The 24,126-nt window shown below is 68.6% G+C and carries 22 protein-coding genes and 1 pseudogene; 12 read left to right on the plus strand and 11 right to left on the minus strand.

The genetic code is table 11. The features are described 5' to 3' along the window. The 5 genes and pseudogenes from ACNQQL_RS21415 to ACNQQL_RS21435 all read left to right on the plus strand — a co-directional run. Positions 1-226: pseudogene (locus ACNQQL_RS21415) on the plus strand (LysR family transcriptional regulator); the annotation flags it as partial. Between the two features lie 40 nt (positions 227-266). Continuing rightward, entirely contained in the window at positions 267-1,190 is a 924-nt protein-coding gene (locus ACNQQL_RS21420; protein WP_347065502.1) for a DMT family transporter, read from the plus strand. A 67-nt stretch (positions 1,191-1,257) separates the two neighbouring features. Then, a complete protein-coding gene (locus tag ACNQQL_RS21425; protein WP_347065504.1) occupies positions 1,258-2,037 on the plus strand; it encodes a HAMP domain-containing sensor histidine kinase in 780 nt (259 codons plus the stop codon). A 76-nt stretch (positions 2,038-2,113) separates the two neighbouring features. Then, the gene (locus ACNQQL_RS21430; protein WP_347065506.1) at positions 2,114-3,457 is read left to right on the plus strand and encodes a hemolysin family protein; all 1,344 of its coding nucleotides are present in this window, start codon (positions 2,114-2,116) and stop codon (positions 3,455-3,457) included. A 28-nt stretch (positions 3,458-3,485) separates the two neighbouring features. Continuing rightward, a complete protein-coding gene (locus ACNQQL_RS21435) occupies positions 3,486-4,070 on the plus strand; it encodes a thiamine phosphate synthase (RefSeq protein WP_347065508.1) in 585 nt (194 codons plus the stop codon). Between the two features lie 82 nt (positions 4,071-4,152). Here the strand turns inward: ACNQQL_RS21435 and ACNQQL_RS21440 are convergent, their stop codons facing one another. Further along, a complete protein-coding gene (locus tag ACNQQL_RS21440) occupies positions 4,153-5,805 on the minus strand; it encodes a DUF3459 domain-containing protein (RefSeq protein WP_347065626.1) in 1,653 nt (550 codons plus the stop codon). Positions 5,806-6,109: 304 nt separating this feature from the next. Between ACNQQL_RS21440 and ACNQQL_RS21445 the strand changes: the two genes are divergently transcribed. Together ACNQQL_RS21445 and ACNQQL_RS21450 are read left to right on the plus strand one after the other, a co-directional pair. Beyond that, positions 6,110-6,817 carry a class I SAM-dependent methyltransferase gene (locus ACNQQL_RS21445; RefSeq protein WP_347065510.1) on the plus strand — a complete coding sequence of 236 codons (708 nt, stop codon included), beginning with the start codon at positions 6,110-6,112 and terminating at the stop codon, positions 6,815-6,817. Between the two features lie 95 nt (positions 6,818-6,912). Further along, positions 6,913-7,581, plus strand: a complete 669-nt coding sequence (locus ACNQQL_RS21450; protein WP_347065628.1) for a glutathione S-transferase — start codon at positions 6,913-6,915, stop codon at positions 7,579-7,581. 6 nt (positions 7,582-7,587) lie between these two features. Here ACNQQL_RS21450 and ACNQQL_RS21455 read toward each other — a convergent pair whose 3' ends face one another. Beyond that, a complete protein-coding gene (locus ACNQQL_RS21455; protein WP_347065512.1) occupies positions 7,588-8,241 on the minus strand; it encodes a DUF1345 domain-containing protein in 654 nt (217 codons plus the stop codon). 139 nt (positions 8,242-8,380) lie between these two features. Between ACNQQL_RS21455 and ACNQQL_RS21460 the strand changes: the two genes are divergently transcribed. Further along, complete coding sequence (locus ACNQQL_RS21460) at positions 8,381-9,112, plus strand: metallophosphoesterase (protein WP_175958648.1); 732 nt, start codon at positions 8,381-8,383, stop codon at positions 9,110-9,112. 34 nt (positions 9,113-9,146) lie between these two features. Here the strand turns inward: ACNQQL_RS21460 and ACNQQL_RS21465 are convergent, their stop codons facing one another. Together ACNQQL_RS21465 and ACNQQL_RS21470 are read right to left on the minus strand one after the other, a co-directional pair. Beyond that, positions 9,147-9,842, minus strand: coding sequence for an RES family NAD+ phosphorylase (locus ACNQQL_RS21465; RefSeq protein ID WP_347065630.1), 696 nt, complete (start codon positions 9,840-9,842; stop codon positions 9,147-9,149). 2 nt (positions 9,843-9,844) lie between these two features. Then, the gene (locus ACNQQL_RS21470; RefSeq protein WP_034185167.1) at positions 9,845-10,264 is read right to left on the minus strand and encodes an MbcA/ParS/Xre antitoxin family protein; all 420 of its coding nucleotides are present in this window, start codon (positions 10,262-10,264) and stop codon (positions 9,845-9,847) included. 233 nt (positions 10,265-10,497) lie between these two features. On the opposite strand from ACNQQL_RS21470, the gene ACNQQL_RS21475 reads away from it, so the two are divergent. After that, entirely contained in the window at positions 10,498-11,280 is a 783-nt protein-coding gene (locus tag ACNQQL_RS21475) for an ABC transporter substrate-binding protein (RefSeq protein ID WP_072439373.1), read from the plus strand. 1,067 nt (positions 11,281-12,347) lie between these two features. Here the strand turns inward: ACNQQL_RS21475 and ACNQQL_RS21480 are convergent. Together ACNQQL_RS21480 and ACNQQL_RS21485 are read right to left on the minus strand one after the other, a co-directional pair. Beyond that, the gene (locus ACNQQL_RS21480) at positions 12,348-13,811 is read right to left on the minus strand and encodes a sigma-54 dependent transcriptional regulator (protein ID WP_347065516.1); all 1,464 of its coding nucleotides are present in this window, start codon (positions 13,809-13,811) and stop codon (positions 12,348-12,350) included. A gap of 470 nt (positions 13,812-14,281) precedes the next feature. Next, positions 14,282-15,199 carry a metal-dependent hydrolase gene (locus tag ACNQQL_RS21485; protein WP_347065518.1) on the minus strand — a complete coding sequence of 306 codons (918 nt, stop codon included), beginning with the start codon at positions 15,197-15,199 and terminating at the stop codon, positions 14,282-14,284. A gap of 588 nt (positions 15,200-15,787) precedes the next feature. Here ACNQQL_RS21485 and ACNQQL_RS21490 point away from each other — a divergent pair. Continuing rightward, positions 15,788-16,129 (plus strand): FKBP-type peptidyl-prolyl cis-trans isomerase, encoded by a 342-nt coding sequence (locus tag ACNQQL_RS21490; protein WP_006479474.1) that lies wholly within the window; start codon positions 15,788-15,790, stop codon positions 16,127-16,129. 25 nt (positions 16,130-16,154) lie between these two features. Further along, entirely contained in the window at positions 16,155-16,928 is a 774-nt protein-coding gene (locus ACNQQL_RS21495; protein ID WP_175958643.1) for an AraC family transcriptional regulator, read from the plus strand. 138 nt (positions 16,929-17,066) lie between these two features. Here ACNQQL_RS21495 and ACNQQL_RS21500 read toward each other — a convergent pair whose 3' ends face one another. Beyond that, positions 17,067-17,537: a winged helix-turn-helix transcriptional regulator gene (locus ACNQQL_RS21500; protein WP_072439364.1), complete on the minus strand. Its 471-nt coding sequence runs from the start codon at positions 17,535-17,537 to the stop codon at positions 17,067-17,069. A 153-nt stretch (positions 17,538-17,690) separates the two neighbouring features. On the opposite strand from ACNQQL_RS21500, the gene ACNQQL_RS21505 reads away from it, so the two are divergent. Then, the gene (locus ACNQQL_RS21505; RefSeq protein WP_347065522.1) at positions 17,691-18,941 is read left to right on the plus strand and encodes an MFS transporter; all 1,251 of its coding nucleotides are present in this window, start codon (positions 17,691-17,693) and stop codon (positions 18,939-18,941) included. A 130-nt stretch (positions 18,942-19,071) separates the two neighbouring features. Here ACNQQL_RS21505 and ACNQQL_RS21510 read toward each other — a convergent pair whose 3' ends face one another. The 4 genes from ACNQQL_RS21510 to ACNQQL_RS21525 are packed head-to-tail and all read right to left on the minus strand — an operon-like array spanning position 19,072 to position 24,032. After that, positions 19,072-20,238, minus strand: coding sequence for a glycosyltransferase family 4 protein (locus ACNQQL_RS21510; protein WP_072439360.1), 1,167 nt, complete (start codon positions 20,236-20,238; stop codon positions 19,072-19,074). After that, the gene (locus tag ACNQQL_RS21515; RefSeq protein WP_072439358.1) at positions 20,238-21,422 is read right to left on the minus strand and encodes a glycosyltransferase family 4 protein; all 1,185 of its coding nucleotides are present in this window, start codon (positions 21,420-21,422) and stop codon (positions 20,238-20,240) included. Before ACNQQL_RS21515 ends, ACNQQL_RS21510 begins: the two co-directional genes overlap by 1 nt. Next, positions 21,419-22,885, minus strand: a complete 1,467-nt coding sequence (locus ACNQQL_RS21520; protein ID WP_072439356.1) for an O-antigen ligase family protein — start codon at positions 22,883-22,885, stop codon at positions 21,419-21,421. Before ACNQQL_RS21520 ends, ACNQQL_RS21515 begins: the two co-directional genes overlap by 4 nt. Before the next feature lie 10 nt (positions 22,886-22,895). After that, positions 22,896-24,032 (minus strand): glycosyltransferase family 4 protein, encoded by a 1,137-nt coding sequence (locus ACNQQL_RS21525; RefSeq protein WP_347065525.1) that lies wholly within the window; start codon positions 24,030-24,032, stop codon positions 22,896-22,898. Positions 24,033-24,126: the final 94 nt, after the last annotated feature.

Raw genomic sequence — 24,126 nt, forward strand, 5'->3', positions numbered from 1 at the left:
CTTCACGGGCGGCGGTGTCGCGGCGGTCACGGCCGCCGCCGCGGCGGGGCTCGCCGTCTGCCCGCTCGCGCGGCGGGTCGCGCCGCGCACGCTGGTCGACGTCGGCGCGAAATTCGGGCTGCCGCCGCTGCCGCAGTCGCAGGTCGTGCTGTATTCGCGCGTGCGCGACGCACGTGCGGCCGCCGCGCTGCGCAGGTTTGCCGACAGCCTTGCAATCTCGGCGTAAGCTGTGGGGTTTCGCCGCCCGCAATCTTCAGAAGAATCCGATGAAGCCCGAAGCCCGCAAGCACCTCCGCGCCAACCTGCTGATGCTCGCCGCCGCCGCGATCTGGGGCTCTGCGTTTGTCGCGCAGCGACTGAGCCTCGACGTGATCGGGCCGTTCCTGTTCACGGGGCTGCGCTTCCTGCTCGGCGCGCTCGTGCTGGTTCCTCTGCTGATGCTGAACGCGACGTCGCGCGCGCAGCTCGCGGCGATCCGCCGCGAGCCGGCACTGCTGCTGCCGGGCCTCGCGCTCGGCGGGCTCCTCGCGGTGTCGATCTCGCTGCAGCAGTTCGGCCTGCAGTACACGCGAGTCGCGAACGCGGGTTTCATCAGCTCGCTGTACGTCGTGATCGTGCCGCTGATGGGTATGTTCGCACGCCACAGGATCGGCGCAGGCACGTGGTTCGGCGCGCTGCTCGCGGCGATCGGCCTGTATTTCCTCAGCATCGACGAGCACTTCTCGGTGCTCTACGGCGACTGGTTCCAGCTCGCGGGCGCCGTCATCATCGCCGCGCACGTGATGGCGGTCGGCCATCTCGCGAAGCGCCACGATCCGCTCGTGCTCGCGTTCCTGCAATTCGTCGTCTGCGGCGTGGCGTGCCTCGCGGTCGGCCTGGCCGTCGAGCCAGTCAGCGTCGCGATGCTGCGCGGCGCGCTGCCGACGCTGCTGTACGGCGGGCTGCTGTCGGTCGGCGTCGGCTATACGCTGCAGGTCGTCGCGCAGCGCGACGCCGCGCCCGCGCACGCGGCCGTGATCTTCAGCATGGAAGGCGTGTTCGCGGCGGCCGCCGGCTGGGCCGCGCTCAACGAAACGCTGACGCTGCGTGCGCTCGTCGGCTGCGCGCTGATGCTGGCCGGCCTGCTCGCGTGCCAGTTGCTGCCGAACGGCGACGCGCGGAAAAAGGACGAGGACGCGCTGCCGGCGTGACACGCACCGTCCCTATAATGACGGTTCGCGTGACTTCCACGCCAACCGCTTCCGACAGGCCTGCTCCGTGACGTCCACTTCCGTCGATCCCGCCGCCGACCTGCTGCGCGAACGCGCAGCGCACTACGCCGCCCAGGCGGCGCTGTTCCTGCGCGACCAGGCGCTCTCCACCGCGTCGCACGATCTGCGCAGCCCGCTGAACGCGATGCATAGCTGGGCGTACGTGCTCGAGCGCCAGCTCGCCAATGCCGATCCGAACCTGCAGCGCGCGCTCGCGGGCATCCGCACGGGCATCGACCAGCAGGTGACGCTGATCGACGACGTGCTCGATGCGCCGCGCGCGGAAACGCGCACGCTTGCGATCGCGCCGGGGCCGTTCGCGCTGCGCGCGCTGCTCGACGACACGCTCGCGCTCGTCCGTTTTGCGCTGGCCGACGCACGGCAGGTCGCGCTCGACGCGACGCTGCCGGACGACGAACCGTCGCTGTCGGCCGACCGCGAACGCATCGCGCAGGCGCTCTGGACGATGCTGACGGCGGCCGTCGAGGCCAGCGCCGCCGGCAGCCGCGTGACGTTTGCATGCACGCGCGACGGCGCGCAGTTCGTCGCATGCACCACTTGCACCGTGAGCGCCGACGCACTCACCAATCCGGCACAGCCGCATGCGTTCGAATCGTTCGCGCGACGCGAAATGCTGCGCGAGCGCGACGCGAAGCGAATCGCATGGGCGCTCGCGCTGTGCCAGCGCGTCGCGCTCGCGCACGGCGGCACGTTCGCGCATACCGCGTTCGCCGACGGCGCGACCGCCACCATGACGCTCGCCATCCCCCGCGAGGCGCCGGTGTAAGCAATCGGTCGTCCATAACATTACAAATTCCTTTCCGGCTCTATACTGATGGGCCTGTCATAACCGGAGCGATTCTTTGTTACAGATCTTCGCGCTCATCGGCGCGTTGTTCCTGGTGGCCCTGAACGGGTTCTTCGTTGCGGCCGAATTCGGCCTCGTCAAACTGCGCGCGACGCGCGTCAAGACCCTTGCCCGCAAGCACGGCCTGCGCGGGCGCATCCTCGGCATCGTGCACGGCAGGCTCGACGCGTATCTTTCCGCGTGCCAACTCGGCATCACGCTCGCGTCGCTCGGCCTCGGCTGGGTCGGCGAGCCGGCCTTCGCGGAACTGATCGGCCCGCTGCTCGACCTGATCGGCGTGCACTCCGAACGCGTCGTGCACCTGATCTCGCTCGTGTTCGCGTTCTCGCTGATCTCGTTCCTGCACATCGTCGTCGGCGAGCTTGCGCCGAAATCGATGGCGATCCGCCAGCCCGAGAAGATCGGCCTGTGGGTCGCGCTGCCGCTCTATGCGTTCTACTGGGCGATGTATCCGGCGATCTGGGTGCTCAACAACAGCGCCAACGCGGTGCTGCGGCTCGCGGGGCTGTCGACCGACCACGGCGGCGACGCGCACTACTCGACCGACGAACTGAAGCTGATCCTGCGCAGCCGCCGCAGCACGGCCGGCAACGCGGCACAGCCGGCGCGCGGCACGTACAGCAACGACGAGTGGAACACGCTCGCGCATTCGCTCGATTTTTCGTCGATGACCGTGTCGGACCTGATGCGGCCGGCCCATGAAATGATCGGCCTGCGGCGCGACCTGCCGCTGCCCGACAACATGGAGATCGTCGCGCGGCACCGCTTCAGCCGCTATCCGCTGTTCGAGGATGCGTCGCGCGAACAGGTGAGCGGGCTGATCCACCTGAAGGACCTGCTGCTCGCGCGTCACGCGGGCGCGGCGCTCGAAGACCTGTCCGACTACGTGCGCCCCGTGCAGTACGTGAAGCCCGACACCCCGGCGCTCGAACTGTTCCGCCGCTTCCGCAAGGGCGCGCCGCACTTCGCGCTGGTCGGCAACAAGGGCGAGAAGCCGATCGGTTTCCTGACGCTTGATAACCTGCTCGGCGCGCTGGTCGGCCAGATCCACGACGAGTTCCGCCAGGGCGATGCCGACTGGAGCCGCCTCGACGACGGCACGCTGATGGGCAAGGGCAGCCTGCCCGTCGTGTCGCTCGAGCAGGCGCTCGGCATCGACATCGACGAAGGCCGTGCGGAATCGGTCGGCGGCCTCGTGATCCAGGCGCTCAGCGACCTGCCGACCGAAGGGCAGCGCGTGTCGTTCGACCGCTTCGACGTCGTCGTGAAGAAGATGAACGGGCCGCGCATCGTGCTCGTGCGCGTCTATCCGAAGATCGCGAAGGAGGCCGACGAATGACGGCCTCCCGTTGTCGTCGCGACGCGCGATGAACGCAACGCTGCCGCGCTGCTGCGTGATCACGCCGGAACCGGCGTCCGCGTCGGCGGCCGATTGCGATGCGTTCCTCGACCGGCTGTCGGCTGTGCTCTCGCGCGGCGAGACGCTCGTGCAACTGCGCGTGAAATCGCTCGATACGGCCGCGTTCGCGCGGCTCGCCGCCGCGGCGCTCGCGCGCTGCGATGCCGCCGGCGCGCACCTGATGCTGAACGGCCCGATCGATGCGGGCGGCGTGATGCGGCTCGACGGCGCCGGCTGGCATCTCGACGGCGCCGCGTTGCGCGCCGCCGCGCAGCGGCCGCTGCCGGCCGGACGATGGGTGTCCGCCGCCTGCCACACGCACGACGACCTGCTGCTGGCCGCGCGCGCCGGCGCGGATTTCGTCACGCTGTCGCCCGTGTTGCCGACGCTCAGCCACCCCGGTGCGCCGGCGCTCGGCTGGAGCCGATTCGACGCGCTGGCCGCGCAGGCCGCGATGCCCGTCTACGCGCTCGGCGGGATGACGCGCGCGCATCTCGACAACGCGCGCCGTCATGGCGCGTACGGCATCGCGGGTATTCGCGGGTTCTGGTAACTCGGGGGCCGGCAGTGCAGCCGCCGGGCGCGGATGCGCCCGGCCGTTCGGACAGTCACCTGCTCGCGCACGCAGGCGCTCTTCAGGCGTTCAGGTTCGCTCGCGCTCCACGCCACGAGCCGTCATCGATGCGACGCACGTCGTGCGTGAGCGCGTACCGGTTGACGTCGCCCGTCAGCCACGCAACGAGCGAATACGGCGGCAATTCCCCTTCATCGACCCGGTCGCGCGCGCGCGCCGGCGTCTCGAACACAACCTGCCCTCTCGGCGCATCGAACGGCACCGCATCGGGCGACAGGTTCAATGCGATCGTCAGCGTCTCGTCGTCAGCAAGACGCCATGACGCGAGCAGCGCGTCGGCATCCCCGTCGCCGTCCGCCTTCAGCGCATGCGCGTCCTGCGGCCGGCAATCGGACAGCCGCGGCGCGATCAGCTTCGCGCGCACCGCGAGCGCCGACTGCACGAAATGCGCGCGATCGGCGTCGCGCGCGGTTTCGTCGAAGATCAGCGGGATCTGCGGCGTGAGCAGCGACAGCGCGAGCCCGGCCAGGCCGGCCTCTTGCCCTCGCTCGCCCTGACCGCAGTCGCGCCACGCGCCATCGGACAGCACCAGCGACGTCAACGACAGCCCGGTTTCGGCGGCCATGCCTTCTGCCGGCGCGGCCGGCTGAAACGCCGCGCCGGCCGCGGTCAGCGCGCGGGCGAGCGTGTGGATCGACTGGTGCGTGGAAATGCCTTCGTGGGCCGACGCGTCGCGCCCCGTCAGCCGGTGCAGCGCGCGTTCGCCGCAACCATTCCATTGCGCATCGAAATGGGTATCGGCGAGATGCGCCGGATGCCGCTCGCTGCCGAGCACGAGATGGATGAACCGGTCGGCCGGCACGGCCGCGCGCACGCGGTCCGCGATCTCGCGCAGCCACGACACGTCGATCCGGTCGGCCTCGCGCAGGCGCAGCCCGTCGCAACGGTATTCGTCGATCCAGTACAGCGCGTTGTCGCAGAAGAAATCGCAGACGTCCGGATGATCGAGCGCCAGCGGCGGCGCCTGCAGCGGATCGTCGCGCATATGGAAGAACGGCTCCGCGAAGTGGCGCAGCGCGTCGGTGCCGCTGCCGAAGCGCGCGTAGTCGAGTTCCAGCAGCACCGCGAAGCCGTAGCCATGCGCGTCGTCGATCAGCGCCTTCAGCGCATCGGGGCCGCCTTCGGCCGCAAGCGGCGCGAACGGCAGGCTGTCGTGCGGCGATGCGAGCAGTTCCAGCGCGGTCACGCCGAGGCGCGCGAGCTGCGGCAGGCGGCGACGCACGCCGGCGAAGCCGCCCACCGCGTGTGGGCGAATCGCGTAGAGCGCCATGTCTTCCCACGCGCGCCCGCGCCAGAACGTGTTGCGCCACGTGAACGCGCGCGGATCGACAACCTCGCTCGGGCCGTTGAGCCCTTCGGGTTGCGAGCGCGACGCGGGATCGGGAATCGACACGGCATCGTCGAGGCGATAGCGGTAACGCGCACCCGCGCCGCAATCGGCGAACACTTCGAACCAGTTCGGGCCAGCGGCCTTCATCGGGACGAGCGTCGGGCCGTAGCCGGTATCGAGTTCGAGCTGGACCTGCGTGCTGCCCGGCGCCCACACACGAAAATGCGTGCGCGGTGTCGTGCCGAGCGCGCCACAGGGCTGCGCGCCAAACGGCAAACAATGAATGTAGTGCTGCGCGTACGGATCGTGCGGACAATCGGACATCATGCGCTCCTCGTGCGTGCCGAGCGGCATGGCCGCGCCACTGGCGCGGCGCATCGGGGCCCGGCATGCGACGGCCAGGCGGGGGGAGAGAATCGAGTATGCGCCGGATTCGCCACCGCGATGCATCATGTTCAGACATTTTTAAATGCGAATCGACCCCCGGAAAATCGGCAGCCCGACGCTTGCCGAATCGGGTAGTCGGCATACCGGAATGACCGCTCGCCTTGTTGCGTCGACCACGCACGCTTACGCTCTGCGCCATGCTCGCGGACACGTCGTCCGCGCCCGACCCGAGGAACCCGCCATGTCGCTTCCCGCCAGCGCCGCGAAATTCGATCCGGCACGCGCACACGAATACGCCGAGCAATCGCGCATCGCGCTCGCCGGCTACGATGCCTGCCACGAACTCGCCGCGTGCATGCTCGCGTCGGCGATCGGCGTGCCCGATGCGCGGATACTCGTCGCGGGCGCGGGCGGCACGGGGCAGGAAATCTGCGTGGCGGCCGCGCTCGAGCCGGGCTGGCAATTCACGGCCGTCGACCCGTCCGCGCCGATGCTCGCGCTCGCGCGCACGAACGTCGAAACCGCCGGCTTCGGTGCGCGCACGGCGTTCGTCGAGGACGACGTCGATGCGCTGCCCGACGCACCCGAGTTCGACGGCGCAACGCTGATCGGCGTGCTGCATCACGTCCCGGGCGACGATGCGAAGGCGGCGCTGCTGCACGCGATCGCGCGACGCCTGAAGCCCGGCGCGCCGCTCGTGCTCGCCGGCAATCATCGCCGGTACGCGGACCACCCTCGCCTGCTCGACGCGTGGCAGCAGCGCTGGCGCATGAAGGGCGCCACGCCCGACGCCGTGCGCGCGCAACTCGCGAAGATCCTGCAGGGCGCCGATCCGCCCGCATCCGAGGAAGCCGTGTTCAGCCTGCTGCGCAACGCGGGCTTCGATGCGCCGCTGCGCTTTTTCGCGAGCCTGTTCTGGGGTGCGTGGATCGCGGTGCGGCGCGCATAACGGTTCGAATCGGTTCGAAACGGCGGGCGGCGCGATTCGCGTACACGCCGCGCGCGCTGGGTATGATGTCGTTCCCGCCCCCTTCCGGCCTCGACATGCTCACCGTCCATCACCTGAACAACTCGCGCTCGCAGCGCGTGCTCTGGCTGCTCGAAGAACTGGATGTGCCGTACGAGATCGTGCGCTACGAGCGCGATCCGAAAACGATGCTCGCGCCGCCCGCGCTGCGCGCGATCCATCCGCTCGGCAAGTCGCCCGTCGTCACCGACGACGGCCGCACGTTCGCCGAATCGGGCGCGATCATCGAGTACCTGGTCGAACGCTACGGCAACGGGCGTCTCGCGCCGCCGCCCGGCACGCCCGAGCGGCACGACTTCACGTACTGGCTCCACTACGCGGAAGGGTCGGCGATGCCGCCGCTGCTGCTCAAGCTCGTCGCGCTGCGGATCGCGCATGCGCCGATGCCGTTCTTCGCGCGGCCGATCGCGCGCAAGATCGCCGACACGCTGGAGTCGGGCTTCGTCGATCCGCAGATCGCGCTGCATCTCGGCCATATCGACGGCGCGCTGAATCGCACCGGCTGGTTCGTCGGCGACGGCTTCAGCGCGGCCGACATCCAGATGAGCTTTCCGCTCGAAGCCGCGACCGCGCGCGGCGGCGGCAGCCGGTATCCCGCGATCGCGCGCTTTCTCGACACGATCCACGCGCGGCCGGCGTACCGGCGGGCACTGGAACGCGGCGGTCCGTACGACCTGCTCAAGTAGCCGGCGTCAACTCAGCAACCCCGCCGCGACGTTGATCGACAGCCCGAGCACGGCCATGTTGAAGTAGAACGACAGGATCGACTGCGCGAGCACCGCGCGCCGCGCGGAGCGGTTCGCCAGCGATATGTCGGCGGTCTGCGATGCGACCGCGAGCGTGAACGCGAAATACAGGAAATCCCAGTAATCGGGTTCGGGGTGCTGGTCCGGGAAGCGCAGCGCGCGGTCGCTGCTCGGCGAGCCGTAATAGAGCCGCGCATAGTGCAGCGTGAAGATCGTCGGAATCAGGAACCACGCGCCGAACAGCGTCGCGCCCGTGATCGCGTAATGGCTGAGCCCCGCACGGAAGCCGACGCTCTTGGCGGTCGCGAGCTCGATCGCGATCGCGGCCACGCTCGCGACGGTCGCGAGGCACACGACGGTCAGCACGGTCGTTGCGTTTTCGTCCTCGCGGATCGCGACTTCGCGCACCTTGTGATGATGCGCGGTGACCATGCGCACCCACATCAGCACGAGATACAGCCAGACCGCGCAATCCCAGCCGATCAGCGTACGCGCGGTCAGACGCAGCGGAAACGGCAGCAGCACCGCGCACAGCAAGCCCGCGACGAACGCCGCGACCATGCGCGGGCGGTTGCGTAATACCTGCGGATAAAACGTCATCGTGTGATTCCGAAAGCGGATGGAAAGGGTTCGAACGGTACGCGCGGCGGCCCGCTGCGCCGCGCCGGCAGGTACCGCGCCCCGATTATCGCCATTCCATCGCGACGTGGCGATGGGCACGAGCGCCTAAGATACTGGGATGACTGCCACCGCCTCCCTCTGCCGCCACCCCGCGAACACGGCCGGCCGCGACTTCGTCGTCGGCGACCTGCACGGCTGCGTGGACGTGCTGCGCGCGCTGCTGCACGACATCCGCTTCGATCCGGCCCGCGACCGCCTGTTCTCGGTCGGCGATCTCGTCGACCGCGGCCCCGCGTCCGAAACCGCGCTCGACCTGCTCGACCGCCCGTGGTGCCACGTCGTGCGCGGCAATCACGAGGAAGTGCTGAGCCTCGTGTCGCGCGGCAAGCTGTCGCCCGATGCGTGGCGCGGGATCGGCGGCGACTGGGGCGCCGACCTGCCGCCGGAGCGGCTGCACGCGCATGCGGCACGCGTCGACGCGCTGCCGCTGGTGCGCGTGATCGGCGACGGCCCCGAGCGCTTCAACGTGCTGCATGCGGAATTTTTCGGGTCGGACGCCGACCTCGATACGGGCAGCTATTCGCACGACGTGCGCGAGCGACTGATCTGGGGCCGCGATCTGGTCCAGGGGCTTGCCGATCCGGCGCGGCAGGCCGGACTGTCGCTGACCTGCACCGGGCACACGCCCGTGCGCGCACCGCAGCGGATCGGCGCGCAGTGGTTCATCGACACCGGCGCGTTCGCGCCGTCCGGGCGGCTCACGCTCGCCGAGCCGCGCACCGGCAGCACGTGGTCGATGACGCAGGCCGAGGCGCGCGAACGCCACGCGGGCGACTGGCCGCTGCCGTGATGCCCTCGCACCCGCATCGGCCCGCGAGCGAGCCTTAGCCAACCTGGTTCAGTTCGAACACCGCGTCGACGGCCGAGCCGTTCCAGTTGTATTCGAGGTAGGCCGCGTGACGGCAGTCGCGCAGCAGCGCGGTGCGGAATGCCGCCAGACACTCGCCGCCCGGGTCGCGCACCGACGGATAGACGATCCCCGCGCCGCCCGCGTTGCGCACCGCGCGGCCGAGCGCCTGCCCCGCGCTGTAATCGAGCGGATGCAGCAACGCGGGATCGCGCTGCGGCCACGTGCGCACGTCGACCACGTCGCCCTGCGCGAACACCGTATAGAGCCGCATCTGCTGGCGCATCGGCGGCTCCTTCGTCGCGGCCAGGAACAGCGCGCCGTGATAGCGCGTCTCGGCGATCGCGGTGTCGCGCGAGCGGGCGCAGTAGAACACGCCGTAGCTGCCGTCGGAAAAGCGGCTGCCCTGCGGATTCAGGTGCGTGAACGCGGCCATGATCGGCCCCCAGCCCAGCCCGTAGCGACGCTCGGCGGGCGGCACGAGGTCGAGCGTGCCGACTTCGTTGCGGATGCGGTCGTTGGTCAGCGATTCGAGCGCGTACAGCGCGTCGAAATCGTCCGCCGACGCGACGCGGTCGAACAGGTTGATCGCAGGAAAACGGGTGGGGATCACACGATAGGCAGGCGCCCAGTCGACGGCGGTCGTGGGCCATTGTTTTGCTTCGATCGGCATCGTCACGCCCAGCCACCTCGCATCGCGTCGAGATATTGCCGGACGGCGACCAGATCGCCGACGTTGCCGGCCAGCATCCGGTCGAGTGCGCGCTTGCCGCCGAACGGCGCCGCATCGTTGGGCCGCTTGACCCATGCATCGGCCGCGGCCGGCTGCGGCAGCAGGATCTGCAGCGCCTTGTAGATGCCGAGCAGCAGCGATAGCCGCTCGAGCGTGTCGCGCGGCAGCCGCGCCGACTCCGGCGCCGCCTTCCACTTGAAGAACGTCGAACGGCCGGGCGACCCGAGCAGCACGATCTGCTCGTCGATCGTCAGTTCCCAGTCGCGCGCGATGTTGAAAAACGCACGCAGGCCGGCCGCCGACATCTGCGCAAACGAAGCCTGCGGCGGGGCGGAATGCGAATCGTAGGCAGGCTGTGACATGATCGTTAGTCTCGAAATGAATTCACTAACAAGACTAGTCCATTTTCGTATTTTTGCAAGGGTCGACACCCGGCGATCGGCCATTTCTTCCGGCAAAACGATATTTTTTGTCCATTCTGGACTCTTATTTTATTTTCTGCGTTAATGGCCAGGCGGACAGCGCGTGCAGACGCGCTTCGTGTCCGCGGAACCGTGTCGCACAGAACCGGAAGCACCACGCCAAGGAACGCACCATGAAGAGACTGATTGCCGCTGTTTCGATCGCCCTGCTCGCGGTATCCGCAGGCCCCGCCGCCGCGAAGGACTGGACCACGATCCGCTTCGGCACCGACGCCAGCTACGCGCCGTTCGAGTCGAAGGCGCCCGACGGCAAGCTCGTCGGCTTCGACATCGACCTCGGCAACGAGATCTGCGCGCGCCTGAAGGCGAAGTGCGTGTGGCTCGAGAACGATTTCGACGGGATGATTCCGGCGCTGAAGGCGAAGAAATTCGACGCGGTGCTGTCGTCGATGTCGATCACGCCGCAGCGCGCGGAGCAGATCGGCTTCACGACGAAGATCTACAACCAGCCGACGCGGCTCGTCGTGAAGAAGGGCTCGCCGCTGCTGCCGACGGCCGAATCGCTGAAGGGCAAGTCGATCGGCGTCGAGCAGGGCACGACGCAGGAAACCTATGCGAAAGCGTACTGGGGCAAGCAAGGCGCGAACGTCGTGTCGTACCAGAACCAGGACGGCGTGTATGCGGACCTGACCTCGGGCCGCCTCGACGGGGCACTCCAGGATGAAGTGCAGGCCGCGATCGGGTTCCTGAAATCGCCGCGCGGCGCGAACTACCAGTTCGTCGGGCCCGAACTCGTCGACGAGAAGGTGCTCGGCATCGGCGCCGGCATCGGGCTGCGCAAGGAAGACACCGACCTGAAGGCGAAGATCGACCGCGCGATCGTCGACATGGTCAAGGACGGCACCTACAAGCGGCTCGCATCGAAGTACTTCGACTTCGACATCTACGGCGGCTGAAACGGCGTCGCGCGCGTACGGGCGACTCTCCCGTCGCGCGCGTCCGACCGCCCCTCCCCTCACCACCGGGCGGCGACGGCATTGCGCCGTTCGCCGCCACATCGAATTCATCCTCCGTCGCGTGCACTGCGCAACCTGTCAAACCTGATTCGGATTGCAGATCAATTTCACCGGTTCGCGTGCACGACGGGTAACGCGACCGGATATCTTGCGAATTCAGTAGCCGAAGATCGGGCGTCGCGATACCGGCGCCCGTGTGCACATGCCCTTTCGAATCGGGTCTGGGTGCAGGAAAGTGCCGACCCGGCGCGGATGACCGGCAATCAGCCGGATCCGCCTCGCACCGGGCGCGGAGAGATGGCCTGTCGATGCATGCCGGCCGGCTGCGAGAACGACGCTCGACCGGCGATGCCCCGCATCACTGCGATCGCGGCCTGCGAGCCGCGGCGTGTGGCGATCGATCATTTTTCTACCCCGTTTTCAGTCTGATGCTTGTTCCGGCAACCGGACGATGCCGGTGCCCCGACGATCAGGCGACAACGTTCCATGCTCGCCGGAACGCGGCGGCTGCGCCGCGCTCCGCCGCCGCATCCCCGCGGACTGCGTCCTGGCCGGTACTGACAGGATTCGCTGCAGAACCGGCCGGACCTCGCGTCGTCGACTTTCGTACGTTCATATCCGCAAGGAGCGGGCCAGCTTCGCGCGAGCCCATCCGCACAAGGGGTTCGGCGCGCGGGACGACGGCCGGAACGGGTGCGCAATGCCGGAAGTTGCGAATCTGAAACATGCGGCGCGCGACATGCGCCGGCCGCGTGGCGGCCGAGCCCTGCGGGATAAGGCTGAACAATCGACATGGAATTTTTACCGGCCGGCACCGTTCCGATCGGCCCGATTCGCCGCGGAAATTCGCCCGGTTGCCGACGCGAAATGTTTCATGCGCTTTACATGCCGTCGGCGGCATCGGAGCCGCCGGTCGTGCGCGTGCCGGCCGTCACGTTCGTGCTGCATCGGCTCTGGACGTATCGCTGAACCCCGACACCGAACCGTTCACGCGCTTGACGCGCCGCTCAGCCGACGCGCTGATGCCCCGCGTCCCCGGACGGCGCGCCGTCGTGCCCGCCGTTGTTGTCGTGATCGTTCAGCCCGTGCTCGATCATCATCCGGTAGAGCGTCACGCGCGAGATGCCGAGTTCGGCGGCAGCCTTGTTGATCCGGTGATCGTTGCGCAGCAGCGCATTCTCGATCGCGGTGCGCTCGGCGAGCGCCCTCGCCTGTTCGAGCGTCACGGGTTCGGTTTCGCCCGGTGTCTCGAGCCCGAGATCGTGCGGCGTCAGCAGACGGCTCTCGGCCATCACGATCGCGCGCCGCACGCGGTTGATCAGCTCGCGCACATTGCCGGGCCACTCGTAGCGGCGCATCGCGTCGAGCGCGGCCGACGTGAAGCCGCTGATCTTGCGGCCGCTGTCGGCCTTGAACTTCTGCAGCACGTAATGCGCGAGGATGTCGATGTCCTTGCCGCGCGCGCGCAGCGGCGGTTCGTGAATGCGCAGCACGCACAGGCGGTGATAGAGATCCGCGCGGAAGCGCCCGGTCTCGACCGCGCCGTCGAGATCCACGTGCGTCGCCGAGATGATCCGCACGTCGACCGAGATCGATTCCTGTCCGCCGAGCCGCTCGATCTTCCCTCCCTGCAGGAAGCGCAGCAGGCTCGCCTGGCTCTCGACCGGCATGTCGCCGATCTCGTCGAGAAACAGCGTGCCGCCGTTCGCCGATTCGATCCGGCCCACGCGCCGCTGGTTCGCGCCGGTGAACGCGCCGCGCTCATAGCCGAACAACTCCGACTGCAGCAGGTGATGCGGAATCGCCCCGCAGTTGATCGCGACGAACGGCCCCTTGCCGCGGCCGGAACGCTCGTGAATCGCGAGCGCCGTCAGTTCCTTGCCGGTGCCCGACTCACCGGAGATGAATACGCTCGCGTCGGTCTTCGCGACCTTGCGGATCGTGCTGAACAGCTGCTGCATCGCCTCGCAGTTGCCGATCATGCCGTGCTCGCCGATCGACGCCGCATAGGCTGCGCCGTCGACGCGGTCGAGCGCGGCCATCCCGCGCGCATGGCCGAGCACGTGCGAAATCCATTCGTAGGGCAGCGGCAGCGTCACGTAATCGAAACAATAGCTGCGAATCAGTTCGCGCACGGCGGGACCGATCGTGATGCCAGCCTGCGCGATCGAAATCCAGCCGATAGCGGGCTGGCTCAGGCACGCTTTCAGCGCCGGATAGTCGCGCGACGTGAACCCCGTGAAATCGACCAGCCCGGCGGCGACGATTACGCCGGATGTCATGTTCTGCGCGGCGCCGGCTGTCTTCGCGACCGTGATCTCCCAGCCGAGCCCCCGCAGTTGCGCAAGCAGCGGCTCGTCGGGCGTACGCATGATCACGAACAGCTTGCGGCCGGCCTCTGGAGCGGTGACGGACACGGGCGTCGTCTCGGGCGCCGCATTCCCGTTTGCGTCGGGTGACCTTGCAACCATCGTTGTTCCCCGCTTGGCGTTGGTATCGTGCGCCGGCTCGCCGACGCATACGACGGACCACGATCGAACTGACATATTGGCCGCATTTCCGTCCGAATAAAATCCCCCTGCGCATGAATCGTGCATGAGCTTGAGGTTGTCATGAACGGTATATCGACGCGGCCGGCCTGCGGCTAGATGGGTGTTATCCCGGTGGCGGGCGCGGCGCGAACCCGGAGCGGGCGGGCGCGCTGTGCGCAAAGCCGCGCCGGTGCTGGCGCGCGGCGTTAGGGTGCGATGCGGCGCACGCAGAATCGGCACGCCGGCGAGGAGGTGCGCGGCCGGTCGACCGGACAGCCGGATGCCCGCGCAAACGGTTCCGGTTGATTTCGGTTAATCGTCGGAGGAAGCCGGCATGATGCAGGAACGCAACATGCGCGGCCGGACGCCGTCCATGGCAGCGCGACGGCTTGTGTCAGAAACGGATCATGTCAGCGGCCCGATGCGACCGGCGCCAGCGCGTTCGCGCGGCCGCGGCCGACCGGCGTGCCGCCGTGTTCGCCGTAGGTGGCGACGAGCGCGTCGACCCGCGCGAGATGGTGATGGTTGTCGTGATCCCACGGATGGAAGCCCGGCCGGAAAAAGCTCAGCCACTCGCCCGCGATGCGCGGGAACAGCCCGCGGCGCGGCCCGTACAGGAACGCGATCGTCCGCAGCATCCCGCGCACGTGATGTCCGGCGCCGCGATCGCGCCACAGCAGCGTCGCGTGCATCAGGAACACGGCCGGCCAGAACGTCAGCGTCGTCAGCAGATACACGCCGATGCGGATCAGGTAACGCCGCAGCCCCGGCTTCATCACGGCATTCCACACGTCGAACGACACGGCCTTGTGCTCGGTTTCCTCGAGCGCGTGCCATATCCACATCTGCCGGTAGCCTTCGACCGAGCCTTCGAGGCGCGTCGGGTCGCGCAGCAGCCATTCGGCGAGCATCGCCGTATAGTGCTCCGCCGCGACCGTATGCGCGAGCTGCACCGAATGCGGCAGCTTGCGCTTCATGTAGCCGAGCACCGCCCACACGCGCTTGTCGAGCTTGCGCGCGGGCAAACGGTTCGCCTGCATCAGCTCGTTGTATTCGACGTGCTCGCGCGTATGCATCGCCTCCTGGCCGATGAAGCCGAGCACCTGCTGCTTCAGCACGGGATCGTCGATCCGGTCGCGGTAATTGCGCACCGAGTCCATGAAAAAGCGCTCGCCGGCCGGGAACAGCAGCGACAGCGCGTTGAAGAAATGGGTCACGTGCGACCCGAGGCCATGCCAGTCCTTCGCGCGTTCGACCGGCAGATCGAAGCGCAGGTCGCGGCGCACCGGCATGATTCCGGCTGCGGTAGCGGAAGCGGCTGACTTCATGTTCATCGTTCTCCTGTTCCGCGTTCTCCTGTTCCGGAGCGGCCCGGCGCGTCGTCCGACGCGGCCGGCGCAGGCCCCGGCGGCGCATCGCGCACCGCCAAAATCTTGACATCGATAGATGTAAAGATAGGCCGCCCGCGCCGACGCGCGCAAGCCGCGCGGTAGATGCCCGCTTCCAAACAGGGCACGGTCGGATAGGCGGGAAAAACGACGTTCGAACAGCGCCAGGGCGGGCCGCGATTCGAACGGCCTGCAAGCGACGCGAGGCGCTCGGCGCCGCGACTCGCCATCTGCCAGAACGCCCCGCGCGACGGGCGTTTCGACGAATCCGGCGGCGGCGCGCGGCATATGGCATACCGCCCCCCGTAGCACCGATTCATACGCGCGGCGCACTCGCACGGTGCAACCTCGGTCGCGCGGCCCGAGAAAAATTCAAACGCGCGTTCCATTTGCATTTTCGGCGACCGCGGGTGCGGTGCCTCGCAGCCGTCCGCGACACGCGTACCGGCGGGTGAAAGCCACGTGCGACGGCCCGCTGCGGGCTCGCCTACAATAGCGGTCTTACGCAACCCTCTTTCAGGAGTAGTCATGTCTGTCATCACGACCGAATCGGGCCTCAAATACGAAGACCTGACCGAAGGCACCGGCGCGGAAGCGCAAGCCGGCAAGACCGTCAGCGTTCACTACACGGGCTGGCTGACCGACGGTCAGAAATTCGATTCGAGCAAGGACCGCAACGACCCGTTCGCGTTCGTGCTCGGCGGCGGCATGGTCATCAAGGGCTGGGACGAAGGCGTGCAGGGCATGAAGGTCGGCGGCGTGCGCCGCCTGACGATCCCGCCGCAACTCGGCTACGGCCCGCGCGGCGCAGGCGGCGTGATTCCGCCGAATGCGACGCTCGTGTTCGAAGTCGAATTGCTCGACGTCTGACGACGCACCCGGCCGTTTCCTTCCGATGGAACGCATCGCCTCCCCCGCCATCGCGCTGCGCCGCTACGACACGTGCGAAGCGTCGGACGTGCATGACTTCCACCAGGTCGTGCTCGGCGTTGATGGCGCGATGGTGATGGCGGTGGACGGGATCGGCCGGCGCATCGACCGGCACGCGGCGTGGCTGATTCCGGCCGGCGCGCGCCACGACTATGCGGGCCTCGGCGACAATCGCCAGCTCGTGATCGACCTGCCCGCGGCATCGCTCGCGGTGCCGCAGCGGTTGTTCGACCGCGCACGCGCCGTGTCGATCGATCCGGCCCTGACGTCGCTCGTCGCGCAGGTCGCAGCGGCCGCCGCGCAACTCGATGCGCCGGCCGGCGACGCACGGCAGGCAGCCGCGCACCGTTTCCAGTGGCAGGCCGCGGCACGCCTGTGCGGCGCGCTCATCGACGATGCCGGCATCGCCGCGCCCGCGTCAGGCCTCGATTTCGCGCGCATCGACCGCTGGCTGCGCGCGCGACTCGCCGAGCCGCTGCGCATCGCCGATCTCGCTGCGCACTGCGGCTACGGGATGCGCCGGTTTCATCAACTGTTCGTCGACGCGTTCGGCGAAACGCCGCATCGCTATTTGCAGCGGCTGCGGCTCGACGCGGCGGTCGTACTGCTCGCAGATGGCCGGCATCCGCTCGTCGACATCGCGGGCATGGTCGGCTTTGCGGATCAAAGCACGTTCACGCATGCGTTCACGAAGCGCTTCGGCGTTGCGCCGGGACGCTGGCGCGGCGAGCGGCATTGAGCGCGAATCCGTCGCCCTGAACACGCGTCAATCCACGTAGCCGCACGGTTCGACAAACCGCGTTCGAGCCGGTCCGGCCGCAACCTTCGTCGCCCCCGCTTCGTTTCCGCTCGCAATCCGCGCCATAGCGCGTCGTGCTCACCGCCGCGTCGCGCCCGCTTCGTCGCCGACCTTCCTCACGACCGTCTCGGCCGCCTTCACGGGCCGGCCATCGTCGTGCCGCAGCGCGAGCTTGCGGATCGCGCGCCCCGTATTGCGGTCGACCAGCACCGAATGCGGCTCGCCACGCGCGAACAGGTTCGCCTCGCCCCACTGCCGCAGCATCACGATGACCGGAAACAGCCCCTCGCCCTTTTTGGTCAGCGCATACTCCTGATACGCGGTACCGTCCGACGCCGGCACGACGTCGAACACGCCGGCGTCCACCAGCATCCTGAGCCGGTCGGACAGGATGTTGCTCGCGACGCCGAGGCTCGCGCGGAAATCGCCGAAGCGGCGCACGCCGTCGAACGCATCGCGCACGATCAGCAGCGCCCAGCGATCACCAACGATATCGGTCGCCCGCGCCACCGGGCACGGCGAATCCGCAAGACTTTTCTGCCTGGCCATGTTCCTCTCCGCAGTCTAGCCGGCCGCCCTCGCGGCAGCGCCGGCCGTCCGTGCGCGGGCCCGTCGCCCGCCGCACAACAGGTTGCATTTTAAAACTACTCTACCTACACTCACACAAGTTTCAAATTGCAACTACTTTGCGTAAGGAAACCGATGGCGCCTTCCTGTCATTCAAGCACCGTCGCGTCAAACGCAGCGGATGCATCGAACGCACCGAACGCGGCGCATCCGGCCGGCGACGGCCGCCTGTCCGCGGCCTGCGTCTCGCTGCTGGCCGTCTGCTGCGCGGCGAGCGTCGCGAACGTCTACTACGCGCAGCCGCTGCTCGATTCGATCGCGCGGGATTTCGGCGTGTCGCAAGCCGCGGTCGGCGGCATCATCACCGCCACGCAGCTCGGCTGCGCGCTCGCGCTGCTGTTCGTCGTGCCGCTCGGCGATCTGCTGAACCGCAAACGCCTGATCGCCGTGCAGCTTCTGCTGCTGACGGCGGCCTGCATCGGCGTGGCGGCAGCATCGACGCGCATCGCGCTGCTGGCGGGGATGGTCGCGGTCGGGCTGCTCGGCACCGCGATGACACAAGGGCTGATCGCGTGCTCGGCCGCGCTCGCGGGCGCCGGCGAACGCGGGCGCGTGGTGGGCGCCGCGCAGGGCGGCGTCGTGATCGGGCTGCTGGCCGCGCGCTCGGTGGCCGGCGTCGTCACCGATATTGCCGGCTGGCGCGCGGTCTATCTCGTCTCGGGTGCGCTCGCGATCGCGATGCTCGCCGTGCTGTCGCGGCTGTTGCCCGACACGAACGGGCCGCGCGAACGCATCGGTTACGCGGCGCTGCTGCGATCGATGGTGTCGCTGCTGCGCGACGACCGCGTGCTGCGCGTGCGCGGCGCGATCGCGTTGCTGATGTTCGCGGCGTTCAGCATCTTCTGGAGCGCGCTGGTGCTGCCGCTGAGCGCACCGCCGCATTCGATGTCGCATACGCAGATCGGTGCGTTCGGCCTCGTCGGCGCACTGGGCGCGGCGGCGGCCACGCGCGCGGGCCGGCTTGCCGATCGCGGGCGCGGCGAAGCGACGACCGGCGCCGCGCTCGCGCTGCTCGCGTGCTCATGGCTGCCGCTCGCGTTCGGCAATACGTCGATTGCACTGCTGATCGTCGGCATCGTGCTGCTCGACGTCGGCGGACAGGCCGTCCACGTCGTCAACCAGAGCATGATTCTCGGCACGCGGCCCGAAGCGCATGCACGGCTCGTCGGCTGCTACATGCTGTTCTACTCGGCCGGCAGCGGGCTCGGCGCGATTGCGTCGACGATGATGTATGCGCGCGCCGGATGGCCGGGCGTCTGCGCGCTCGGCGCAGTCGTGAGCGTGGCCGCGCTCGGCGTGTGGGCCGCGACGCTCAGGCGCGCGTGACGCGTGCCGGCGACGCGGATCGGGAGGGGAAAGCCGGCGCGCCCGTAGCGGGCGGCCGGTGCGCGAACCGGCCGCGCACGCGCACCGGCTCGACCTTCGGTATGGCACGCACGGTGCGCGCCGCGGGCGCTCAACCTGCCGCCTGGATCGCCTCTTCGTACACGCCGGCGACGCGCCGCGCGATCACCGCGTTGTCGAAATGATCGCGTGCATAACGCTTGCACGCGGCCTCGTCGGGCAGCGCGATCGCACCAGACAGCGCGCCGCCGAGCCCTTCCGCGATCGCGTCCGCGCCGGTCGACGGCAGCACGAGATCGTTGGACAGCCCGGCCACCGCCTCCGGCAACCCGCCGACCGGCGTGACCAGCACGGGCGTGCCGGACGCGAGCGATTCGACGGTGATCAGCCCGAAGCCTTCGAGCGCGACCGTCGGCACGACGCTGACCGTCGCCGCGCGATACAGCGCCGCGAGATGATGGTCGGGCACGAAGCCGAGCAGCTTCACGTTGTCCTGCAGCCCCGCCGCGTCGATACGCTGCTGCAATTCCTCGCCGATCTTGCCCTTGCCGGCGATCAACAGCAGCACGTCCGGATGACGGTGCTTGACGAGGCCGATCGCGTCGATCAGGTCCTCCAGCCCCATGCGCCGCACGAGCCGGCGCACGGCCAGCACGATCGGCCGATCCTGCGGCAGTTGCAGCTTGTGCCGCGCCTCGGCGGGCGTGAGCGGCGTGTCGAACTGCGCGGTATCGACGCAGCCGGGAATCACGCGCACGCGCGACGGCTCGATCCCGTAGCGATTCGTCAGGATCTGGCCGAACGCCTGCGACAGCACGATCAGCCGCGACGAGCGCGTATAGACGGCCTGCTCGAGATAGCGTTTCGCGCGCTGCCCGAGCGTCGCGGCGCCTTCGACCTGGCTTTCGTCGGCCCACGGCCCCTGGAAGTGCGACACCTGCGGAATCCCGCGCGTCACGTCGAGGCCCGGGAACGTGTACAGCGCGAAGTGCGAAGAAATCACGTCCGGCCGCTCGCTGCGGATCTCCTCGCGCAGCGCGCGCCGCGCGGCGAGCATCCGGCGCGCGAGCGTCTGCGACGCGGGACCGAAGCCCTGGATCGCGCCGCCCGTGTCGTCGGCGACCTTCGGCGAGCCCGCGACGAGCCCGCGCACCTCCACGCCCGCGCCCGGCAGCGCGCCGACGAGCGAGTAGTACATCCGGTCGAGGCCGCCCGCACGTTCGGGGAACCAGTGCATGCCGATCTGCAACGATTTGATCGGCCGGGAAGATTGGGACATCACGATTGCTCCTGCGTGACTGCATGCTCGACCCGCTCGAACGCGGACGGCTGCGTGGGTTGGCCGATGCGCCGGTAGAGCGCGACGTACTGGGCACCCATGTGCGCCCAGCCGAAACGGGTCATCAGTTCGCGAGCCGCGCCGCCCATCGCGCGGCAGGTGTCGCGCGACGCCGCGAGCGAACCGATCGCCTGCGCGAGCGCGGCGGGATCGTCCGGATCCTCCAGCACGATCCCGCATTCGCGCGTGATGATTTCCGCGCCGCCCGCGGTGCGCGCGGTGACGACCGGCAGTCCGGCCGCCATCGCCTCGAGCAGCGACAGGCTCATCGCTTCGTAGCGCGACGGGAATACATACGCATCGACCGAGCGCATCAGCGTCGGCATGTTTTTCACGAGGCCGAGGAAATGCACGCGCGAATCGATGCCGAGCGCGCGCGCCTCGTCCGGATACGGGCTGCCGGGCAGATAGCCGGCCACCGCCAGATGGACGTTCGCCGGCAGCTTCGTCAGCGCCTTCAGTACGGTGCCGAGGTTCTTGCGCGGCGTGCGCAGGTCGCCGACGAACAGCAGCAGGAACGCGTCGTCCGGCAGCTTGAACGCCGCGCGGTCGGCCTGCGCACCCGCGAACGCACTGCCGTCGACGCCGTTGTAGATCACGCTGATCTTGCGGCTGTCGATGCCGAGCGCGGCGATCTCGTCGGCCACCTTCTGCGACACCGCGGTGATCGCACGCGAACGCCGGTATGCCCAGCGCTCGAGCGCGGTGTTCACGCGCGTATAGACGTACTGGTAAGCCGACCACATCCCCTTCGTGAGCCCGAACGGATAGTACGGGCTCCTGAACCAGCCGCCGTGCACGAAGTGCGCGGTGTTCACGTCGGCCTTGATCCACGAGATGAAGCCGTTCACGTGCAGCACGTCGTACTCGCCGCGATGCGCGCGCAGCCACCACGCGCTCTTCAGCGCGAACACCTGCTGCTTGACGAGATTCGACGGCCAGAAGCGCCCGACCTTCACCGGCACCCAGCGCACGCGCGGGTCGGCCAGCAGCTCGGGCGCGACGTGCGATGCGACCAGCGTGACTTCGTAGTTCTCGGCCAGCGCCGCGCGCGCGATTTCGTAATTGACGCGGCCCTGCCCGTCGTTATGTCGCACGACATGCGTGACGATCGCGATTCTCAAAGGTCGCCTCCCCGTGAACGCGCGGCGGCCAGCAGGCGTTGCGCCTTCTGCCAGTGCGCCGCGGAAAGTATCGAAAAAATGGCTGTAAACATCAGCAGGCCGCCCGTGCCGATCAGCGAGTTCGTGAACACGAGCATCGCGAACGTCGACAGGCACAGGCTCAGGCACGCGCCGACGAACTTGTCCTTGCGGAGCTTGAACGCCGCGCGCAGCGTGCGGCCGAACAGCATCACGACGCCGGCGAGATACAGCAGCGTGCCGGGCCAGCCGAGCACGAACGGCACGTTCATCACGCCGCTGTCGAAGCTGCCGTACTTGCCGAGCTCGCCGCTGTCGCTCGACAGCTTCGTCGATGCGCCCGTCGCGCCCATCCCCTCACCGGCGACGTCGGTAAACGCCGTCTGCGCGAAGGTTGCGTAGAACTTGTTGCGGTCGTCGTAGCTGCGGTCGTCCTTCAGGTTCACGATCGACTGCAGACGCTGGCCGAGACGATCGGCCACCGGCCCGACGGTCAGCAGCGGCACGCATAACCCGACCAGCACGATGCCGCTGATGAGGATCCGCATCCGCACGCGGTTGTTCGACTGCGCGAGCTGGATCGCGAGCGCGATCACCCAGCCGCCCCACGTCGAACGCACGAGACACAGCGCGAACGACACGAACCCGGCCGCCCCCGCGAACCAGCGGATCTTCTGCGGCGCCGCGAGCACGAACACCAGCGCGCCCATCATCGCGAACGCGAACGGCCCCGACGAGTTCATCGTGCTGAATACCCGTACGCCGTACGGCACCGGCTCGCCCTGCGAACCCATGTCCGAGCCGATCATCCACAACACGTCCCACTGCGGCATCACGAAGTACTGCACGACGCCGTACACGCCCATCACGAGCATGCCCCACATGAACGTGGACAACAGCACGTCGCGATACTCGGGATAGTCGCGCGCGTTGACCATGATGTGAAAACCGATCAGCACCGGGTACACCCAGTTCGCGAGGTCGTAGGTCGCGGCCATCACGCCGCTCGACACGATCCCGACGAGATAGGCGTACGCGAGCCCGAACAGCATCAGCAGCACCGGAATCCCGCGCCGCTGCGCGAGCACGCGGTAATGCCGGATCAGCCCGAAGCCGGCGATCATCGTCACCGCGAGCGGCGCGACCTGGATCAGGCTGGTCGGCGTGAACGCGCCCTTCGACCAGTCGGCGAGACGCCGCACTTCCGGGCTCAGGAACCACACCCACCACATGAAGCCGACATAGCGCGCCGGGCTCTTGAAATACAGCCAGATGCCCACCGCGATCGCCAGCACCGGAAACGCGAGCGTCAGCACCTTGCCCTGGTGCGCGGCGATCAGCACGGCGGTGAACGACCACAGCCCGGCCTGCCCGGCCCAGTGCTTCGGTTCGGCAAACCAGCTGCGGTTGCGCGACGGTGCGCGTTCGGCGGCAATCGTACTCATCGATGCGCTCTCACCGCGACGACGGACGCGAATCCGCAAGCGGCATCGCCAGGCCCGCGGCGGCCGGCGTGCGGCGCCGTCGCAGCAGGTCGCGCGTGATCCGCACGTGCTGCTCGGCGAACGCCTGCGTGGTCAGGTCGCGCTCGCGCAGGCACGCGGCGGCGGCCCGCGCGCAGCCGAGCGCCGCGACCGGATCGGCGACGAAGCGATCGGCGGCCTGGCGCATCGCCTGCGCGTCGAACGCCGGCACATAGGCGGCCGTATCGTGCGGGAAGTAGTCGCTGAGGCCGCCGACGTCGGACACGATCATCGGCTTGCCGACGGCCGCCGCCTCGAGCATCACGGTGATGCCCGACGCGTGGAAGTTCGGCCGCAGCGGCACGACGATCACATCGGCCCACGCGTACAGTTCGTGCTGCTTCGCGAGCCCCGACGCCGAGCCGATCTTCACGTTCGGCGCATGCCACTCGCGCGGCACGCGGCGCCGCGTCGCGAGCCGTACGTCGTAGCGTTCGTCGCCGCCGAACGCGGCGAGGAACGTGCGCCAGTCGCGGTCGCGGTCGTTGCCGATCGCTGCGATCCGCAGCGGCCGGTTCGGTTGCCATTGCTGTGGCTCGGTGAGCGGGAAATCCTGCGTGTTCAGCCCGTAATAGACGAACTCGGCATCGCGCCCGAGGTAGCGGCGGCACAGCTCGGCGTTGTCGCGGGCGAGCGTGGTCAGCGCGTCGGCGCGCGCGAGCAGCTTGCGGTACAGCCAGCGGCGCGCGCCGCCGAAGCTGCTCCACTTGTCGAACAGCCACACGCTCTGCGCGAGCAGCAGCGGGCGCTTGCCCTGCGCGCCGGCGAGCTTCAGGATCAGCGAAGCGGCGAGATGCTCCTGCTCGGTGTGCGTCCAGATCACGTCGGTGTTCAGCAGCGCGGCGCGGTTGCGCCATGCATGCACGACGTCGAAGCCGAGCGCCGCCTTCAGCGCGCGGCGCGCGAGGCTGGCGACCCGGCTCTCGCCGCCGTCCTGCGAATAGGTCAGCCGGAATTCGTCGGATTCGGCATGGTGATAGCCGTACAGGCAGCCGATGTTCTCGCCTTTCCGGTAGGTACGCGGATCGGCGCCGTAAAACAGGTGGACGTGGACTTTCGTTGTGGTCATGTCAGCCTCCGCCGGGCCGCCCCAAGGAGGCTGACCGCGCCCTCGGGGGGCAGCGCGCAAAGCGCGCGTGGGGGTTGTTTCATTTCGAGCCCTC

This window comes from Burkholderia sp. LFS061 (assembly GCF_047978125.1).
Classification (GTDB): Bacteria; Pseudomonadota; Gammaproteobacteria; order Burkholderiales; family Burkholderiaceae; genus Burkholderia; species Burkholderia pyrrocinia_C.

Excerpts from the sequence above, each read along its gene's own strand:
- ACNQQL_RS21510 (WP_072439360.1), bottom strand. The coding sequence starts at position 20,238 with ATGTCCCAATCTTCCCGGCCGATCAAATCGTTGCAGATCGGCATGCAC.
- ACNQQL_RS21495 (WP_175958643.1), top strand. The coding sequence starts at position 16,155 with ATGGAACGCATCGCCTCCCCCGCCATCGCGCTGCGCCGCTACGACACG.
- ACNQQL_RS21485 (WP_347065518.1), bottom strand. The coding sequence starts at position 15,199 with ATGAAGTCAGCCGCTTCCGCTACCGCAGCCGGAATCATGCCGGTGCGC.
- ACNQQL_RS21460 (WP_175958648.1), top strand. The coding sequence starts at position 8,381 with ATGACTGCCACCGCCTCCCTCTGCCGCCACCCCGCGAACACGGCCGGC.
- ACNQQL_RS21505 (WP_347065522.1), top strand. The coding sequence starts at position 17,691 with ATGGCGCCTTCCTGTCATTCAAGCACCGTCGCGTCAAACGCAGCGGAT.
- ACNQQL_RS21475 (WP_072439373.1), top strand. The coding sequence starts at position 10,498 with ATGAAGAGACTGATTGCCGCTGTTTCGATCGCCCTGCTCGCGGTATCC.
- ACNQQL_RS21450 (WP_347065628.1), top strand. The coding sequence starts at position 6,913 with ATGCTCACCGTCCATCACCTGAACAACTCGCGCTCGCAGCGCGTGCTC.
- ACNQQL_RS21465 (WP_347065630.1), bottom strand. The coding sequence starts at position 9,842 with ATGCCGATCGAAGCAAAACAATGGCCCACGACCGCCGTCGACTGGGCG.
- ACNQQL_RS21455 (WP_347065512.1), bottom strand. The coding sequence starts at position 8,241 with ATGACGTTTTATCCGCAGGTATTACGCAACCGCCCGCGCATGGTCGCG.
- ACNQQL_RS21420 (WP_347065502.1), top strand. The coding sequence starts at position 267 with ATGAAGCCCGAAGCCCGCAAGCACCTCCGCGCCAACCTGCTGATGCTC.
- ACNQQL_RS21525 (WP_347065525.1), bottom strand. The coding sequence starts at position 24,032 with ATGACCACAACGAAAGTCCACGTCCACCTGTTTTACGGCGCCGATCCG.
- ACNQQL_RS21435 (WP_347065508.1), top strand. The coding sequence starts at position 3,486 with ATGAACGCAACGCTGCCGCGCTGCTGCGTGATCACGCCGGAACCGGCG.
- ACNQQL_RS21500 (WP_072439364.1), bottom strand. The coding sequence starts at position 17,537 with ATGGCCAGGCAGAAAAGTCTTGCGGATTCGCCGTGCCCGGTGGCGCGG.
- ACNQQL_RS21445 (WP_347065510.1), top strand. The coding sequence starts at position 6,110 with ATGTCGCTTCCCGCCAGCGCCGCGAAATTCGATCCGGCACGCGCACAC.
- ACNQQL_RS21520 (WP_072439356.1), bottom strand. The coding sequence starts at position 22,885 with ATGAGTACGATTGCCGCCGAACGCGCACCGTCGCGCAACCGCAGCTGG.
- ACNQQL_RS21480 (WP_347065516.1), bottom strand. The coding sequence starts at position 13,811 with ATGGTTGCAAGGTCACCCGACGCAAACGGGAATGCGGCGCCCGAGACG.
- ACNQQL_RS21440 (WP_347065626.1), bottom strand. The coding sequence starts at position 5,805 with ATGTCCGATTGTCCGCACGATCCGTACGCGCAGCACTACATTCATTGT.
- ACNQQL_RS21470 (WP_034185167.1), bottom strand. The coding sequence starts at position 10,264 with ATGTCACAGCCTGCCTACGATTCGCATTCCGCCCCGCCGCAGGCTTCG.
- ACNQQL_RS21490 (WP_006479474.1), top strand. The coding sequence starts at position 15,788 with ATGTCTGTCATCACGACCGAATCGGGCCTCAAATACGAAGACCTGACC.